Raw genomic sequence first — 17971 nt, 5'->3', positions numbered from 1 at the left:
TCATGTTCCCTTTTTGTTTTACTAAAATAGATAAAACGGGATAAAAAATCATCTTGAGAGGGATATAGTTTAAGGGCGGATGAAAAAACAGCTTGCTCATGATTATTTCACATGATTATAAAGCTGTTAAGCTTGAAACCTGTGTTGCGGAATTTTCGGTTCCGGGAAAACTGTAAGGTGATACCTCCATTATTCTTTTTCCAGGAGATGCTTTAAGTTCTGTCCCAAAAGGCTGTTCCATCCCCACTCAAAACGTTCCCTGTTGAAATGTGGATCATCAGGAAAGCTTTCCAGGCCAGTGTGTGTTACCCTTAACCTTGTTTTATTGTTTTCCGGAAACAAATCAAAAATAACCTCCGATTTTCCGGGATAACCGTTGTAGGACCAGCTATGTGCGAAAGTTTTTCCTGTTGTTATTTGTGTTACAATCCATATTTTCCTGTACCGGTCATGATCATCATCAAAAGTAAATGTAAATCCCACCTTTGGTTCAAACGATTGAATCTGCGGGAAATACCATTTCTGCAACATAGACTTATCTGTTAAAGCCTGCCATACTTTCTTGGTTGCTGCATTATATATAAACTCTTTTATCAGGGGAAAGCCTGTTGCATGTTTAGTATCAGCCATAGTATTAAAAATTTAATGTTAATCCTTAAGCGATAATCTGAATGGAGTTGGGGATATAACGGGTTTTTCCCTTACAGGAGATGTAGTCATTCGTTTGTAGTCCTAAATTTAAGCAAAAAAAGACAGTATGTAAACTTTTCCGGGAATTCATGCTATTTGTATGGAGGAGTGTTTTTTTAAGATCGTTGCTTAAATAATATTCGGGATAACAAGGATGGCAGTGGTGCAGGAAGGAAAAATCATTTCCTGTTGGGATAGAAACAAAGCAAGGTGGCATTTCCGGTTGTTGTGCAGGATTCATACCCGAAAATGGCGGAATATACGCAGCACATCTATTAGAATAAAAAAGGCGCAGATATCAATCCACGCCTTTGTATGATCTTGTTTTATCTTTTATTGTTGCTTAAAATAGTTTGCCAGGAAGGTAGTTACCTGTCCGTAGATCGGCTTGGTAAACTCGATAAAAAGTTGTTGCGGTGGTGGTGGCGGAACCGGTTTCCGTTTCGTTAAGGCTGTTTGTTCAGCTGACAGTGCGCGCTCGTCACCACTAAAATTACCCCATTCCGTTGCCCAGACATAGTCCCCGGGAAACTTGCGCTGTGCGATAACCTGGTTGTTATAGGTATCCACCAGGATCACATCCAGAACACCATGAGAAATCAGTTCCCTGTGGAAGGTTGTCAGTTTTGCCTTCACTGTATTATAGGCATTAAGTTTGGTCCCATCTTCAAGGGTAACCTGACCTACTACCACGCTGTCTTTGGATACGTCTTCAACTTTTTCCTTATCATAAACCTGTCCCATCACAAATTCCTCAAATTTCATGCGGAGGTATTGATCCGGTTCCGCATTTTCTGCATCCAGTTCCTGTGGAGACATGAACCGTACAAACTCTGTGGTATACGATTTTTTAAGATGTTCCATCACCTGGTTGTAGAAAAATTCAGAACTTACTTCGTTGAGTGAACCCGGAACAGGTATTTGTTCCAACAGAACTTTCAGGGTGGCTAAATATTTTGATTCTACCAGCTTATCGTTCACATCTTTAAATCCGGGAACCAGCTTGTCACATTCCATAAAATGGAAATACGCTTCTTTTGCTGCTTGTCGTGTACCAATATTAAGGGCAGTCATCCCCAGCTGATACCGTTCTTCCGCACCCAGCTTTTTGGCTTCTGCAATCTCTGAATAATACCGGCGAGGTGTTGGAATAATATTTTTAGCTGCCGGACAGCGGTCAATTTCGTCCGCCAGATGATTCATCCTGCCGTAATAATCAACAATTTTGCTGTATTTCAGAGGATCCTCGGTTCGCATAGCCGCATCAATCTGATTTTTATAGAAATCCAGTGCGTATGGATAGCTTTTTTCGAGCGTCATGCCGGCATTCTTGGAATCAGGATTTGATCGCAAACGGTTAATAGCCTGTAGACTGGCTCCGTAATAATCGCCATGCTCCAGGGCTTTTTTACCGGTGGAGCAGGAGACAACCATCAGTGTGACGATACACAGAAGGGATAAATTAAATGTAAACTTTTTCATAATTATAGTGTTTTATTGACCCAAAACAAAGATGATGCCAATTATTTATTAAACTCTGAAAGCAGCTTTACGGCGGTTTCAAAATCTTCGTCCAGCACGTAAATATCAATCAACCCGGGACTGGCTTCTGCAAAGCCGGCGTGTACACCTTCCTGAAACTGATTTCGTACTAAGGTGCTTATACCATTGTCTTCAAGTATTTTTCTCAGTTCTTCAATTTCAACCACTGAAGCTGAGTGTAATAATCTGATATCTCTTTTATCCATTTTACTGAGTGATTTTTAATTACGAGCACAAGATACAAAATGATTTTATATAATGTTAAAAAAATGTTAGGAAATCTAAACTTTGTTATATTATTTCATTGTTGTCCGGTAAAAGCTTCAGAGATTCCTCGCTTCACTCGGAATGACAGGCAGTTGCTGGCTGTTGGGCTGGAGGATGGGTTGGTTTGCTACGGATTCGCAAACCAACCCATCCTCCAGCCCCATATGAACCTAAGAGACTGTCATTCTGAGCGCAATAAAATGAAGCGAAGAATCTTTAATTAATATTGTTTTTTTTAACCGGACAACAATGATATTTTTTAATTTAAATATGGAAGTAGCTCTAAAGCATAAGCCGTTTTAAGAATTGCTGAAGAACATCATCAATTCCTTATCTTTGGATCACAAAAACAAAGGAACATGAAAAAACTTGCTGGTTATTTGGTTCAGGGTGCCTTGTTTATCGCACCACTTGCAATAACGGTTTATATTCTCTGGGTTATCTTCAGATTTTTTGATGGTCTGCTGGAGACCCTCCTCACGGATATCGGATTTTACATTCCGGGTCTTGGTATTGTCATTATCCTTATTCTTCTTGTCCTTATAGGTTTCCTGGGGCAGACCATTATTGCCAGACCTGTAAAAATGCTTATGGGCAAGCTTTTCGATAAAGTGCCCTTGCTAAAAATTATTTATTCAGCATTCAATGACCTGTTGTCGGCTTTTGTCGGTAAACAGAAGAAGTTCAGCAATCCTGTTTTGGTTTTGGTAAATGAGGAAGCCCGGTTGGAGAAGGTCGGTTTTTTAACCGAAAAGGATCTCTCCCTGCTTGAAGTGAAGGATAAGGTTGCGGTATATTTCCCTCATTCGTATAACTTTTCAGGTGAGCTGTTTATTGTACCGGTAAAAAATATAAAGCCATTGAAAGCCAATCCTGCGCAGGTCATGAAATTCGTTGTATCTGCAGGTGTTTCCGGGTTTGAAAAGGAAGAGCAGTTGCCATAAGACAGCCATTTAACCGGTGTTACGCTCCGGTAAGGTTTCAGGGCATATCCTTTCGTTGGCTTCAGCACGGACGCGGAAAAATCTGATGCGGCAGATTAGTGTTTCACTGCATCAGCACCAGCTAAAAGGAGTAAGATGTCATCTGAATGAAGACAGACCCAGGCCGGTTAAAGCCATCGTTTTAATTTTCACTTTCGGCAAGCTTTTCACCATTGACCACGACATCTTTTATGGTAAAATGATCCACAAACTCATGGTTGAACGTTGCATTTTTAGCCTGTATTGAAAGGTCTTCAAATGTGAAATTTGAGAGTCTGTCGTGCTCCGTAATTTTAACATCAAAAAATATGTCACAGGTCAGACTGATATTGCGCATGGTAATATGATCGGAATAGGACAGGGGTACATCTTCTCTTCCTTTCAGATCAAAAAACTGAGTCCAGGGTTTTACATAAATCATGCTGTGGGCCTGTCCTGTTATATCTTCCACCGTAATGTATTCGTATTTCTGAGGTGTGTCAGGTCGCATTTTAAGCCAAAGCAGACGTTTGGCTTCACTCACGTGACAGTTACGCATCAGGATGTTTTTATTGTGAATGGATTCACTTCCACAGGTGAGTGCAGAATGACAGAAACCGAATTCGCAGTCTTCAATAATAATATTCGTGTTTTCACCATTTGTCGTGTCCTGATCCGCCCATGGTCCTTTACCTCCTTTCAATGCAATGGCATCGTCATTAACCGCCATGTAACACCCTTTTATCAGAACATTGGAGCAAACATCCAGATCAATCGCATCTGTACTTGGTGCTTTAACCGGTTCGTGCGGCGAGGTAATCCTGAGATCCAGAATTTTAACCTTGTTACACTGGTAGTAATGGCTGCTCCAAAAGCCTGAATTTACGAGGCTTACATCCTGAACCTGAACATTATCCGAATTCCGTATAAATACCAGTCGTGGCCTTGACACCTCCAGGTTCGTACATTTAGGATTTTCTTTTCTGCGTTGCCAGAATGCTTCCCAGTATTTCAGGCCGTTACCGTTTATGGTCCCTTTTCCGGTAATGGTGAATCCGTCCACTCCATACGCATTAACCAGCGCGGCAAAATAGTTCAGCGTCTGGCCTTCCATGCGTGACGGTATAAAGGGGTAGTTTTCTATGTTGTCTGATCCTTTTAATACGGCACCCTCCGATACATGAAGATGGGTATTCGGTTTAAAGAACAGCGCACCGCTTAAAAATACGCCTTTGGGTATTACAATCACGCCACCTCCTTTGTTAGCGGCTATATCAATGGTGTTTTGTATGACCTCAGTCTGTAGTTTATTGCTGTCATTAACGGCACCATATTCAGTAATGTCATAAAATGTTCCAAGTTCATTTGGGTTAATTTTTATGACATCTGAAAACCAGGCCGGTATTTCTGTTCCATCCGGAAAAATGCTACTTTCTTTTTGATTTGAACAGGACACGGCTGACAGCGCCAGGATACAGATTGATAATAAAAAGGAGTATCTCATTTGTGATCGTATTACGGTTAGTAAACGCAAAAATATGAATAATTGCCAAGCCTCAAAAGAGGAGGCCGTAATTAAATGCCGGGAAACGGAATTAATGAATATGAGGCGATGCCGTTTTAAAAAACGGTTGATCTGTTTTATGCATGTTTAGCCGGTAAGGTGAAGCGGAAGGTGGTTCCTTTTCCTTTTTCACTTTCAACAGTGATAATTCCCTTGTTTTTTTCGATAAATTCTTTACAAATCAGTAGTCCGAGACCTGTTCCGGGTTCGCCATGTGTTCCGGGTTCTGAACTTGTTTTTCCTATGGTGAATAAATTGTCCAGCATATTCCGGGTCATACCAACTCCATTATCAGAAACAGAGAAAGCGACAAATTCTGTTTGTATCTCATAACTAACCGTAATCTCTCCGTTTTCATGTGTGAATTTAATGGCATTTCCAATCAGATTATTGAAAACAGAACTCACCAGTTGTTCGTCAGCATAGACTTTGAGACCGGGACTGATGTTATTGTTGAACCGAATATTTTTTTTCTGAATCTTATGTTGATGCAACTCCGATATTTTCATCATCAGCTGAGAAATGTCAAAGTCTTTCGGATCATATTTTATTTCACCTTTCTGGGTTCTGGACCATGACAGCAGATTGTCAAGCAGTTCATAATAGTTATGAGCCGATTCGTTAATTAAACCAATATATGCTTTTCTGCTGGTTTCGTCATGATCGTTGTACTCTGTTTGAAGAAGTTCTGTAAAGCCAAGGATGGACTGAAACGGCGTTTTCAGATCGTGCGCAATAATGGAAAACAGTTTGTCTTTCAGATTATTCAGTTTGCTCAGCTCATTCGTCTGCTTTTTCAGGTCGTTGGTTCGCTCAATGACCAGTTTTTCAAGTTTTATTTTTTGCATTCTTATTCTGTTTACCCTTCTGTTAAAAAGATACAGAATGGTAAACAGCAGTATTAAAATGAGCAGTGTAATAAACCACCACTGGAACCAGAAAGGAGGTTGAATAATAATCTGTAGTTCCCTGATATCCGGATTCCATTTTCCGTCACTATTGGCTCCCTGAAGCTTAAAAACGTATTTCCCTGCCGGTAAGGAGGTGTAGCTCGCAAAATTCCTTGGATACATGGTGGTATTCCACTCTTTTTCGAGCGGATAAAGTTTGTAACGGTAACTGTTGTTTTCAGGATTGGAATAGTGGAGCGCAACGAATTCAAGAGAAAAAACTTTCTGCTTGTAGTTCAGTATGAGTTTATCGGTTTCATTAATGGCTTTATGCAGGACCTGTTGTCCGTTGATTGTCTGATGAATCTTTACCGGTTTATTGAAAATCTTCAGATCAGAAAAAACCATTTGTGGCAGATAAGCATTCTCATTAATCTGGTTTGAATTGAAGTAGTTAAAGCCGTTAATACCGCCAAAAAATAATTCTCCGGCCGAACTTTTGTACGCAGAATTCACCCAAAACTGATTGCTTTGTAAGCCATCCTTCAGGGTAAATGTACGGATGGTAAATTTTTCAGGATGAAGTGCAGCATCGATGAATTTCATTAATCCATTGGACGTTGATACCCATATATTTTTGTCATTATCTTCCAGTATACCGCAAATAATATTACTGGAAAGCTTGTCGTTTTTCCCGTAATGCCAGGATTTAAGGGAAGTTAAATTTACCACCGTAATCCCGTTTTTTTCACCGATCCATAAATTATGTTCTGAATCGTAATAAATAGCAAGGGAGCTTTTTATGTCGAGGTTATCAAATGCTTTTTCAAAACTTTCAGTATCCCTGTTGTACCTTAACAGATCTTCGCCTTCAATTCCAAGCCATATATTATGTGCCTTGTCAATGAATACATTGTTCTTTTTATTTACAGAAAAGCGGGGGCTTATCTTTCCGGTTTCAGGATCAATTACATCAACGCCTTTGTCTGAACCGGCCCAGATATTACCGTTGCCGTCAATCGCCATGGAATATACATTGTTACTCTGCAGGGAATTCGCTTTTCCGGGTTTGGCATTATAGTACGTGAATTTTTTATGCACCGGGTCAAAGCAGGTGATGCCTCCTCCGTAGGTGCTGATCAGTATGTTCCCGGAACTGTCTCTCGTAACGCTTTTTATGCTCGTTCCACTGATTAAACCTGCACCATGAAGATAGTATGTAAACGTATTTGTTTTTCTGTCCCAGTAATTTAATCCGCCGAGTGTACCAATGTAGATGTTGTTATACCGGTCTTCTGTAAATGCGGTTACGAATGGGTTATTTAAGAAAGCAGAATTATTTTCTTTTCCTTCAATCAGGTTGAATGGTTTCTGATCAAGATTGGTATAGTTAATACCTCCGGCATAGGTACATAGCCACATCATCTTATTATTGTCGATATATACCTTAAAAACGGAGTTATTGGTAAGTTCTGAAACCGGATGGAACAGGTATGCATAACGTAAATAGTTCTTTCTGTCCTTCTTCACCAGGTAAAGACCATCCAGTGTGCCCAGCCAGATATTGCCATTTTTATCCCTGGTAATATCCCTGATTCGTCGAACGCTGTTATCCGGAAAATCATTTGTAATAACTTCGCGGTTATCTTCTCTTACCTTGAATAATCCATCGTTTTTTGTGCCGATCCATATCACACCGTCTTCTCTGTAAAAGCACAGTATTTCCTTAACTATCTGTTGCTTATCATTATGAAGGTTTAGCTTGTGATAGGTGCTATCGGAACGGTTGAAAATAATTACACCGCTGTTTCTTGACCCGATCCATATTTCTTTTTCTGTAACCAGAAAATCCCAGACCTCATAATACTCTCCGTTCTTATCCGGTGGAAAATGAATAAACCGGTCGCCGGATGTTTTTTTCAGGTATATGCCATTCCGGGCGCCAAACCAAACCTCATCATTATCCCCATGGTAAATGGCCCTGACTCTTTTTGGCTGATCCTTATCATCCTCGTTAAATACCATTTCCAGACGGTCCATATCGTAATTGAACTTATATAACCTGTAAGCTCCGGCATACAGATTTCCTTTATGATCAGCCATGACAGTTGTAAACTGTTGGTCATACTCCTCTTCCGTCTGGTCGAAATAGGTATTGTAGTTTTTAGTTGATAAGCCGTCGAATCTGCATATTCCGTCATCTGTTGCAAACCAGATAAAACCTTTACTGTCTTTTGTTGCATCAGTTGTACGGTTATTCGGAAGGCCGTTATTTATGGTTACCGATTTGAACTTGAATTGAGGTAATTCATCATATGTTTGCGCACCTAAACCTGCAAACATACAGGTGTACAGGACTGAAAAGAGCAGTCGTTTAATGTTTGAGAGATGTGTCATTCGTGCGCAAATAATAGTTTTGTCCGATATTATATTATCTTAATGTTAATATATTATCAAAATAAAGCTTAAAAGTAATAATAAAAATTTAATATCAAACTCAAAACGGAAAAAAATTTAGTTGAAATATGGTGTATGTATATCCTAAGTGTTTTATTCAAAGGGTTGTATGCAAATTAGTATTAATTTAACAATTATAGGATTTATTTTAATTATTCTTCGCAAAAGTATCCGGATCATCACTCAAATATACGGGGTGCCCGTTGGCCGAATCAAATACAAGTAATCTGTCATATTCATCGGGTATCCCAACAAGATTTGAAAATTTCCACTCACCTTTGCCGGCAACGGCAACTCTTTCTCCATTCTCCAATACACCCTCTTTGTATCGCACTGTTTTATTCAATCCCAGAATATTTTCGCTTTTATACCCATGCAGATTTAAAAAGTTTTCTAATTCCGGCGTGGCATCATTCCATAAGCCAGATCTGTAATTTTTGTCCTGAACGATGTAGCTTTTACAATTATTATGGTTCACCCATGCACACTTATAGCCATCTCTGATGACGTATCTGCACGCTTTTTCTTCTTTAATAATTGTACGCCAATGAGTACTCTTTCCATTGGAAACCTTTTGTTCCACAAGCACCATGTATGCAGCACATTTTCTTCCTGATAATGGAGCCTGAAGGGCTTCTCCAACAATTTCTATCTTTCCTGAGATTTTAGCTGTTTCACCACTGTTAAAACTTAGGATCGGTCTTGATTTTGTCTTTTTCAGTTTCCGTTTTACGATGGCTTTTTTGCTGAAAAGAAATCTTAATGTGATGAAAATCAGTACTGCTGCGATGAAAATAACCGGTATAAGTGATTCCATATCGTTGTTATTCTACCCGTGTAATTTTTTTAGTTATCTGCTGTAGTATTATTGTCAGTTTCCCGGTAAATAATCATATTGGGATAGCCCTCAACCACACTGATCATTTTTTTAAAGTCTTCTTTTCTGATCATATTTCCATTGACAGGTGTGTAATTAATCTGCCACAATTCAAGCCGCTCTTCTATGGCCTTACCAAACCAACCGTAATCAATTTCTATGGCAGAATTGTTGGTCTTGATTTCTGTGAGTTGTTGCTTTAATGTAAGAGTTGAACGTGTTTCCCAACCCATATGCACCCCAAGTACAATAATACCGTTTACCAACATCAGACCAGCTACTGTGTATGTCAGGATTCGGATCTTCCGGAAATGAGAGCTGAATAATGCGAAACTGAGTGGCAGGAGAGGTAATAGCCACATTTGCGGGCCAAATCTGGGCCACCACAGGTGCCGGCTGTACATGAGTGATGCAAGAATAGCAGCCGCAGCAAGCAGTAGCCTTGTTCTGTTTTCCTTATCCCGTATAAGCAGTATGGTGCTTAGAATAAGTGCCAGAATGATAGTCACACTGAAGTATGGTCCAAATCCGCTGATCCTGACTTCATGGAAATAATAGGCGTCCCAGTCAGAAATTCGTGATGTGAAGGGCCACATCAGCCGTGCATCCTTTTCCTTATAATACGGTGCATTGTCGGGTCTGCCGAAAGTTGCATAGAACATACGGTATAAAAGGTTTTTTCCCATCATATTATGCGGCGTTTCATAATATTCGTTATCATCTCTTCCTGTTGACTCAAAAACACTGGGATATTCATCCGTTCCCATGATTGGATAGAGAGGATGATTGCGTTCTGCATAATTTGTAAAGTATGGATTATACCCCGTAATCAGTAGTGATGCAATAAGTATGATGGCATGAACAGATGCAAACCGGAACCACAATTTCCGGTTCACAAACAGAAGATAGATAAAAAAGAAGAAGGCCAGTGTGCAAAAGAAGACGAGACCTGTAAATTTAACATTGACCAGTGCAGATATGCTCATTGCAAACATCAGGAGACTGATTTTATCCTGTTGCCTGATCCAAAGTATGATGGCGGTAACATAGATACAGATATACAGAATCAGCAAACCATCTACCAGGTATGATGTGATTTCGCACCATACAACGGGATTAAGCACAACAATGGCGGATATCAGCACAGCCTTTCCATATGAAAGCCTGATTTCGCGGAACGATGCAAAAATATAAAAGAGCGCAATAAAAGGAATCAGAATATTCAGGGCTTTTCCGGCTTCAAAATTGCCTGTAAAACTATATACTGAAGCAGCGAAGTACCACGATCCTTTCGGGAAATGACTAATGGAAGAACTGTTATTAATCTCAAAATTGCGGATAGGTTCCTTAAGCGGATTCCAGTCGCTGACCATATGATAAATGGCGGACTGATGATACCATTGCCCGTCCCAGGACAGATCGAAATAAAATGATGCAATAATTAAACTGAAGATGATTATACCAAGGCTTAAGACCAAAACAGATATGTGCTGTCTTAACCTGTCGTTTTTGTTTAATAAAAACAAAAGAACTGCTGCTAAAACAAGGGATACTGGAAAAGTGTAGGGTAAGATTTCTTTTACTGTGGCAAATGCAAGCATTACCAGGAGGTGGTTTAATGTGATAAAACACAACAGTAACACCGAACTGTCTTTGAGGATCTTTTCGTATGGTTTCACTTTAGTAACGGAGGTTAAATTATTAGAGGCTAAATATATACAATTATTACACAAGTTGAAAAAAACAAAATTGAAAATGATGAAGTAGAATATCTTATTCTACGGTCTTAAGGGAAATAGAATATGAACAGAAAATGATGTTGAAATTTGGACACGTTTAGCAAAGCCTCATTCGTTTGTCTCTGTTGAATGATTTGAAGCAGTGGTAAATAATTTAATGAATTTACCCCGGGTTAGGAATATATTTCGTATGAATTAAATAATCTGTTCAGATTTTCATAATTATGAACTTAAAATTATGTAAATTGTTTGAAATTCAATATCAGGGAGCAACTGGAAGGGATAAAAAATAACTGTGTAAGAACATAAGTGATTTATATGCAGTAATTTTAATTTTAATTGTTTTGGGTTTACGGGTTAGCGCTATGTTTAGTTGTCTTTAACTATTAGAAGTTGCACCCAGGAATTAATGCAATATTTAAATTATTTGATCGTTTGATGAATGTTTGAAAATTAAAGTTATGACCAGATTTACATTAGTTTTATTCTTATTGATTGCTGTTTCTCTCACCTCATTTGCAAAGGATATTAATGCATGGAAAGAAGAAACAAATCTTGAACAACAATACGACGTATTTAAGAAGAACCTCAATTACTGGAATGGTTCCTATTTCCTGACTCCGGAACAAATGGATCAGTTTTATGGTGCAGTAAAAGATACCATTAATGAACTGGAAAAAGGAATTATAAAGAATGAGAATCAGATCCTTTCCTTACAGAACGAACTGAAAACAAATAAAAGCAGAACGGATGAGCTTCAGGTAAAACTGGATGAAAGTATTAAACGTCAGAATTCTATTTCCGTTTTGGGCATCCAGATGGACAAAGGTGCCTATTCCGTTACATTATATGGTATTATCATAGCAGTCTTAATTTTTGCAGGAATCATGTTTCTGATGTTCAAACGCAGTAATGCAGTCACGGTTAAAACCAAAACAGAATACCAGGAACTTCAGGAAGAGTACGAACAGCATAAGAAAAACTCACTGGATCGCTATACCAAAATTAATACCGAACTACACAAAGCCAGAATGGAGCTTAAGCAGAAGTAAAGGTTCTGCTTCTGTTGCTGCGGCAAGTCCGTTAATAAGCTGAAATTTGTTGCTGTTCGAATCCTAATATTCTCCTTTTATCACAAAAAATGATCCACGGATGGTCCCTGCCAGTTTCGACTTCTGGCGGGCAAATTTAAATTTTGGCTCCAGCTCTTTTGGTATTTCCATGCCTTCGGAAAGTTTAAAACCAACAGCCCTTTTCTTTGGATCATCAATCGTATACATAACATTGACCGAAAGTCCGTCTTCATAAAAGATGTAGGAAAACTTAATGTTTTCCACCTGGAACTGTGATGTTTCCAAAGGTTTGGCTGCAAATTCCAGGTCGCGTTCTTCTTTTAATACCAGGTTTACATAATCCAGGGTATCCTTGCTTTCGGCAGCAGGTTCAACCGTAAAATCATGGTTGTATTTATTTTTAAAGTAACGGGCTTCATTGGCACGCAATCCGGCCAGAGCCTCTGCTACAGGTGATGATTCCAGACCTGTAACTGATACATTGGTAAAATCAACTTTGTATGACATTTCGTTTGTCTCCTTTTAATTTCAGTTTATTGAATAAACAGTTCATTCATGATGAATTAAATGAAGTAAGTGGAGATCCGTCGGCTGATAAGGTTCGAAGCATTTCTGTTCGAATCACGAAGAGCAAATCAGGTACCTGATGCATTACCATACATAACGGCGGAAAGATAAGATTGGTTTAAATAAACCTTATAAATAATTATCTTACAGCAAATACTCCGCAATCACAATTTTTGTTTGTTGCATCATCACGTCAAAGGCATTGGGTTTTTGCATCAGTTCGCCCAGATTTTCAGGTATCACCTGCCATCGAAGTCCATATTTGTCGATGCACCAGCCACATTGCGATGCTTCACCTTCCTTCGTGAAATAGTTCCAGAACTTATCTATTTCATCCTGATCTCTACAATTTATGGTAAGAGAAAGGGCGTCATTAAAAGCGTGGTGTTCCTGGGCCGTACTCATCAACGAATACGTTTGACCAAAAATTCTTATTTCACACATTTCAGCATTCCCACTCGGGGTTTCACCAAGGGGAATTATGCTGCCTTCCTGCAATGCTTCATCAAAAATTGTTTTATAATACCTCACAACCTCAGTGATAGTGCCGTTCTTTGTGCAGAACCAAAGGCTGGGAATGATTTTATCGTGTTTCATCTGTTATACACTGTTATTTCATTGTTGATCCGGGTCAACAGTTATATCTACCTTTCTGAAATCAATAGGGAAACCTTCGTACTGCAATAAGATCCGGCCTTCTGTTACCGACGGTTCGCTGCCTTCGTTTACAAGTTTTCCATTAAGTTCCTGTTTGATGGTTCCGTTGCGGTAGGTAACGGTCAGCGTATTCCAGTTTCCGATAGGGTTGGCTGCATCAGCTAATCGTTTTACGACAACACTTCTGCCGGGTTCAGTTCTAGTGCCATTATGTATAAGTGTGACATCCTGCAGGAGAATAAAATCCCCGCTTGCTCCTTCTTTTATCTGAAACTGAATTCCTCCGGGCCAAAGCGTATCAGGTGTTGTTTCCCGGACCAGGTACATCAGTCCACTGTTCAGTTTATTATTTTTTCTCGTAAATGCTGTATCTGTGTTCCATCTGAATTCAGTGGTTAAGGTAAAGTCATGAAAAGACTGATCCGACATCAGGTAGCCGGCTTTTGTCCCATACATTCTTATCATGCCATCAGCAACCTCAAAAAGCTCTCCGGCATCCTGATGTACTCCTGTTTCCGGTTCAAATGCATACCATCCGTTTAAATCAGTTCCGTTAAACAGATGAACGGTATCCTGTGCATTTGAACAACCTGAGCATGTGATGTAAATGAAAAGAAAAGCATAAAGATATTTTAACATGGTCATTGAAATAAGAAGATGAAATTTGAATATGATAAAAAAACAATGTTTGAAAAAGTATGTTCAGGACACCTGTTATTTTAAATATTTTTGAATTTACTTATCAAATTTAGCGATACATTATTAAGAAATCATCATGATCAGAAATCTAATCTGTAATAAAACAACGGAAGCATTCCTAATTGATATTTTTCCCGGACCGGGTCATTAGAACCGGGAACATAGGTCTGTTTGAGTATGTTACGATGATTTGTTACATTAACTATATCCAGTCCTATTTCATGGGTAACTTTCCGGGTGTTAAGACTGTAGTTTAGTTTTACATCTGCCCTGAAATAATCACTGAACTGCATACTGTTTCTCTGCTTATCGAAATAGACTGCCTCGCCAGCAATTTGGGATGCATTAAGGTCTATCGGCGTGTAGCGTTTCCCGCCAGCCATAGTTAGCTTGCCGCCTAATGTCAGCGTAGACCTGCTTTTGTCGCCCCAGCTAAACACTTTAGATCCCAGAGCATTGAAGATATATCTGCCGTTAAAAACGGCATTATACAATTTCCCGTCACTGCCGGTTCGTCTGGCGTCATATAACGATGCCGTGAACAACAAAAAGTAGGATTTATGGAAAAACTTTTCCAGAGTGAATTCCATTCCCATATTTCTGCCTGTGCCTGTGTTTACAAGACTGTCAGGGAAAAACCTACTCAGGTCATGGCCTTCATCAAGCGATGAATATGAGGATGGTACGGCTTCAACCGGAACATTATAAAGGTGTTGGTAATAGGCTTCCGTTTTAATTCGTAGGTAAGGGTTAAGACTGTAATCCCACGTTAAAACATTATGAATGCTTTTTATCAGATCCAGACCGGCGTTGGGAATGCTACTACTGCCATCATCATGGGTTACCCGTGAAAAATAAATATAGGACGGCAGCATTTGACTGTGAAGACCGAATCCATATCCCAGATAATGTTGTGTACTGATCCGGTATTTTAAGCCGAATCTCGGTTCCACTGATTTACTCAGGTTATTTTCCAGATTCAGGAACAGTCCATGTATACCTGCTGTCAGACTCAGATTCTCTGAAGAATTTAATTTAACCTGCGCATAGGGTTGCGAAAGCAGTGCCGGACCCTTATAGTTTAGCCGGATTACATGTCGCTCCAGAACATCGTTAAAAATAGAATCAAGCATATCGAAAGTATACAGATCCAACACCAAGCCGGTTTTTAATGTTACTTTTCTGGATAATTTCTTGTCGAGGTTTGCAATAAGTGACTGTTTAAACTGATTGTTATGGAATCCGTTATGTGAAAACATGATTGAATCTATAACATATCGGTTGTTGACAACTTCCCTGTAGACTTTATCAAGATGATTGGACTGATGTTCAAATGAGCTTGCGGCTGTTAAGTTCAATAATGACTGTGTTCCCAACGATTTTGTGTATTTCACTCCCACCACTCCGACACCGGTTCTGAAGTGTTCATCCATGGCCTCAAAACCATATATTTCATCGCCAGGTTGGTCTTGCTCGCTGGCAAGAATGTCAATGGCACTGTTTCCTCCAATACCAAAAACGGCGAGGTTGCCTTGATTTTTGAAAGGAAAATTTAATCTGAATGAAAGGTCCTCGTATTTGGGAATTGCATCGGTTCCGATTTGTATGCCAAGGCTTTTAAAAATAGAGAGGGTAGAGTAACGGTAAGCCAAAAGATAGGACGAATGATGATTCCTGTTTACGGGTCCTTCTGCCAGTAGTTCCGTGCCCAGAAAACCCAGTTGTGCAGAGTATTCATGTTTTTCGTTGTTGCCGTTTCGCATTTTAAGATCGAAAACACCGGCAATGCCATTTCCGAATTCTGCGGGGAATGCTCCGGTAAGAAAATCAGACACAGAAAGCACTTTATTATTCAGGATAGTGACGGGGCCTCCGGTGGTACCACTAACACCAAAATGGTTCGGATTAGGAATATTAATACCCTCTAATCGCCACAGTACGCCGAGAGGAGAGTTTCCACGGATAATAAGGTCATTGTTAGAATCGTCGTTACCCTGCACACCTGCAAAATTTGACGCCATTCGTGCCGGGTCACCACGGCTACCGGCATACCTTTCTGATTCTTCCACTGAAAATGTTCTGGCACTTACGAAAGCTAACTTATTCATAGCATTTCCTTTCTGGCCGGTTCCCCGTACCTGTACTTCGCCAATTTCTACAGGGAGTTCTTCCATTTTGACCGACAGTACAATTTCCCGGGCAGAATTTACAATCTGATCAGGAAGAACCACCGACCTGTATCCAACATAGGATGTAACAACGGTATATCGACCTACCGGAAGTTTTTCAATCCTGAACATTCCCTTGTCATCGGTTACCGCAGCAGATATCATTGTTGAGTCGTCATATATGGCTATTGTAGCAGCAAAAAGTGGCTGATTCGAAACCATATCATTCACGTTTCCCCTTATTGTTTGTGTCAGCTCCTGAGCATCCAGCATGTTAGCATTAAAGATGCAGAACAAAAACAGTATAATAAATCTATAACGTTTCATGATTATTCAATTTTTGGGTTATTCATCATATAAAAGAATTTGAATTACTTTTTCATTAGTACATCCCGTCTATCATATTCAGAACCATCTTCTTCAGTGATTTTCTGTTTTTAATAGAAGCACTCAGATTATAAAGCGATGCCATTCCACCGTTTTCAAGTTTATTGTCACTTAATATTGAACCGGTTAGCCGGGCAGTATTTTTTATCACGCCTTCAGGAATGAGATTTGTAAGTTTGTCAGCCAGTTTGCTGGTAAGTTCAGACTGAACAGGATGTTTTATACTTAACTTTTCACTTGAGGCCAATTCGGTAATATCTTTTATAAATGCATCTTCTTTTCCTACATTCAGTCTGTTAACAGTCATATGTAATGCTTTGGGAAACTGAAGGCGATCAAGGTTCCATCCCCTGACTTTTAGTGCATCCCCTAGTGCATATATATTTATTGTATCTGAAGTAAAAGCCAGTACAGACATTTCCGGATCTGATATGATGTTCAGAACTCCTGTTCGGGTGATTCCTGCTTTTATTTTTAGCGTTGTTTCCATAACCTCTTTAGCAAGTTTCCGGTATCCTTCTCTACCCAGATGACACATGATAGCACGGCAGGCTGCCATCGGACCGCCTTCTCGCGTTCCCTGAAAGGTTGTGGAACCATAAATGCCACCACACCAATCTGTGTAAATAAAAAACTGTTTCATACGTAGTTCATGATCCCTGTACAGTATGACTGAAACACCTTTAGGTGCATATCCGTATTTATGGGCATCCATCGATATGGAAGTAACACCCGGAATACGGAAATCGAAAATTGGAATCTTAAATCCAAGATCTTCAAGAAACGGAAGCATATACCCTCCCATACAGGCATCTACATGACACAGCAATCCTTTATTTCGGGCAATTTCTGATATATCCTGTACCGGATCAACTACACCATAAGGGAAGCAAGGTGCTGAACAGGTGAGGAGAATAGTATTAGCAGTGATAGCTTTCTCCATTGCTTCAGGATCAGCCCTTTTATCTTTCCTAACCGGTACAGTTACAGGATTAAGACACAAAATATGGCACGCCTTCAGGAATGCAGGATGGACGGTATCCGGTAAAATCACTTCGAAAGGAGCAGATGCTTTTTTTACCTCCCGGGAATAATCGCGTGCAACTTTCAGAGCACTGAAGATACTTTCTGTGCCTCCTGTTGTAACGGTTCCGGTGACTTTACTATTACCATGCACCATTGCTGCTGTCATACCAATAATTTCTTTCTCATACTTTCGGAGGGAGGGCGATATAAATGGATTTAAATTACTGTTGTACATATAGGCATTGTAGTACATAGAAGTAATTTGGGCAATCTCATTACCGGGATGATATACAAAGCCAAATGTTTTGCCATTTTCCCAGATCCTGTCACGTTCCATGACAGATTTCAACTCTTTTTCAAGCACTGAAAAGCTCGTGCCTTTTTTCTGAAAACTATTCATATTATA

Annotated in this window: 14 protein-coding genes; 2 read left to right on the top strand and 12 right to left on the bottom strand. The window is 39.6% G+C overall.

The features are described from left to right. Positions 1–189: 189 nt before the first annotated feature. From ACE1EF_RS13585 to ACE1EF_RS13575, 3 genes are all read right to left on the bottom strand, one after another. Positions 190–630 carry an SRPBCC family protein gene (locus ACE1EF_RS13585; protein ID WP_375721222.1) on the bottom strand — a complete coding sequence of 147 codons (441 nt, stop codon included), beginning with the start codon at positions 628–630 and terminating at the stop codon, positions 190–192. 393 nt (positions 631–1023) lie between these two features. Beyond that, positions 1024–2172, bottom strand: a complete 1149-nt coding sequence (locus tag ACE1EF_RS13580) for a hypothetical protein (RefSeq protein WP_375721221.1) — start codon at positions 2170–2172, stop codon at positions 1024–1026. Between the two features lie 41 nt (positions 2173–2213). Next, positions 2214–2438: a putative signal transducing protein gene (locus ACE1EF_RS13575; RefSeq protein ID WP_375721220.1), complete on the bottom strand. Its 225-nt coding sequence runs from the start codon at positions 2436–2438 to the stop codon at positions 2214–2216. A 420-nt stretch (positions 2439–2858) separates the two neighbouring features. On the opposite strand from ACE1EF_RS13575, the gene ACE1EF_RS13570 reads away from it, so the two are divergent. Further along, positions 2859–3443 (top strand): DUF502 domain-containing protein, encoded by a 585-nt coding sequence (locus tag ACE1EF_RS13570; RefSeq protein WP_375721219.1) that lies wholly within the window; start codon positions 2859–2861, stop codon positions 3441–3443. A gap of 181 nt (positions 3444–3624) precedes the next feature. On the opposite strand, the gene ACE1EF_RS13565 is transcribed toward ACE1EF_RS13570, so the two are convergent. The 4 genes from ACE1EF_RS13565 to ACE1EF_RS13550 form a co-directional block, all read right to left on the bottom strand. Continuing rightward, positions 3625–4965 (bottom strand): rhamnogalacturonidase, encoded by a 1341-nt coding sequence (locus tag ACE1EF_RS13565; protein WP_375721218.1) that lies wholly within the window; start codon positions 4963–4965, stop codon positions 3625–3627. A 137-nt stretch (positions 4966–5102) separates the two neighbouring features. Next, positions 5103–8312 (bottom strand): ligand-binding sensor domain-containing protein, encoded by a 3210-nt coding sequence (locus ACE1EF_RS13560; protein ID WP_375721217.1) that lies wholly within the window; start codon positions 8310–8312, stop codon positions 5103–5105. Positions 8313–8520: 208 nt separating this feature from the next. Then, positions 8521–9189 (bottom strand): hypothetical protein, encoded by a 669-nt coding sequence (locus tag ACE1EF_RS13555; RefSeq protein WP_375721216.1) that lies wholly within the window; start codon positions 9187–9189, stop codon positions 8521–8523. 29 nt (positions 9190–9218) lie between these two features. Next, positions 9219–10928 (bottom strand): hypothetical protein, encoded by a 1710-nt coding sequence (locus tag ACE1EF_RS13550; protein ID WP_375721215.1) that lies wholly within the window; start codon positions 10926–10928, stop codon positions 9219–9221. Positions 10929–11449: 521 nt separating this feature from the next. Here ACE1EF_RS13550 and ACE1EF_RS13545 point away from each other — a divergent pair. Continuing rightward, the gene (locus tag ACE1EF_RS13545; RefSeq protein ID WP_375721214.1) at positions 11450–12040 is read left to right on the top strand and encodes a hypothetical protein; all 591 of its coding nucleotides are present in this window, start codon (positions 11450–11452) and stop codon (positions 12038–12040) included. A gap of 63 nt (positions 12041–12103) precedes the next feature. Here ACE1EF_RS13545 and ACE1EF_RS13540 read toward each other — a convergent pair whose 3' ends face one another. From ACE1EF_RS13540 to ACE1EF_RS13520, 5 genes are all read right to left on the bottom strand, one after another. Next, positions 12104–12568 (bottom strand): phage tail protein, encoded by a 465-nt coding sequence (locus ACE1EF_RS13540; protein WP_375721213.1) that lies wholly within the window; start codon positions 12566–12568, stop codon positions 12104–12106. A 204-nt stretch (positions 12569–12772) separates the two neighbouring features. Further along, positions 12773–13225, bottom strand: a complete 453-nt coding sequence (locus ACE1EF_RS13535) for a VOC family protein (RefSeq protein ID WP_375721212.1) — start codon at positions 13223–13225, stop codon at positions 12773–12775. A gap of 18 nt (positions 13226–13243) precedes the next feature. Continuing rightward, positions 13244–13924 carry a 3-keto-disaccharide hydrolase gene (locus tag ACE1EF_RS13530; RefSeq protein ID WP_375721211.1) on the bottom strand — a complete coding sequence of 227 codons (681 nt, stop codon included), beginning with the start codon at positions 13922–13924 and terminating at the stop codon, positions 13244–13246. Between the two features lie 140 nt (positions 13925–14064). Continuing rightward, on the bottom strand, positions 14065–16479 hold the full coding sequence (locus tag ACE1EF_RS13525) for a carboxypeptidase regulatory-like domain-containing protein (protein ID WP_375721210.1): 2415 nt from the start codon (positions 16477–16479) through the stop codon (positions 14065–14067). Between the two features lie 55 nt (positions 16480–16534). Then, positions 16535–17965 (bottom strand): pyridoxal phosphate-dependent decarboxylase family protein, encoded by a 1431-nt coding sequence (locus tag ACE1EF_RS13520; RefSeq protein WP_375721209.1) that lies wholly within the window; start codon positions 17963–17965, stop codon positions 16535–16537. Between the last annotated feature and the right edge of the window lie 6 nt (positions 17966–17971).

Source organism: Quyinboa sediminis (assembly GCF_042219855.1).
In the GTDB taxonomy this organism is placed as follows: Bacteria; Bacteroidota; Bacteroidia; order Bacteroidales; family UBA5342; genus JBHJHP01.
This window is presented reverse-complemented; position numbering and strand designations above follow the sequence as displayed.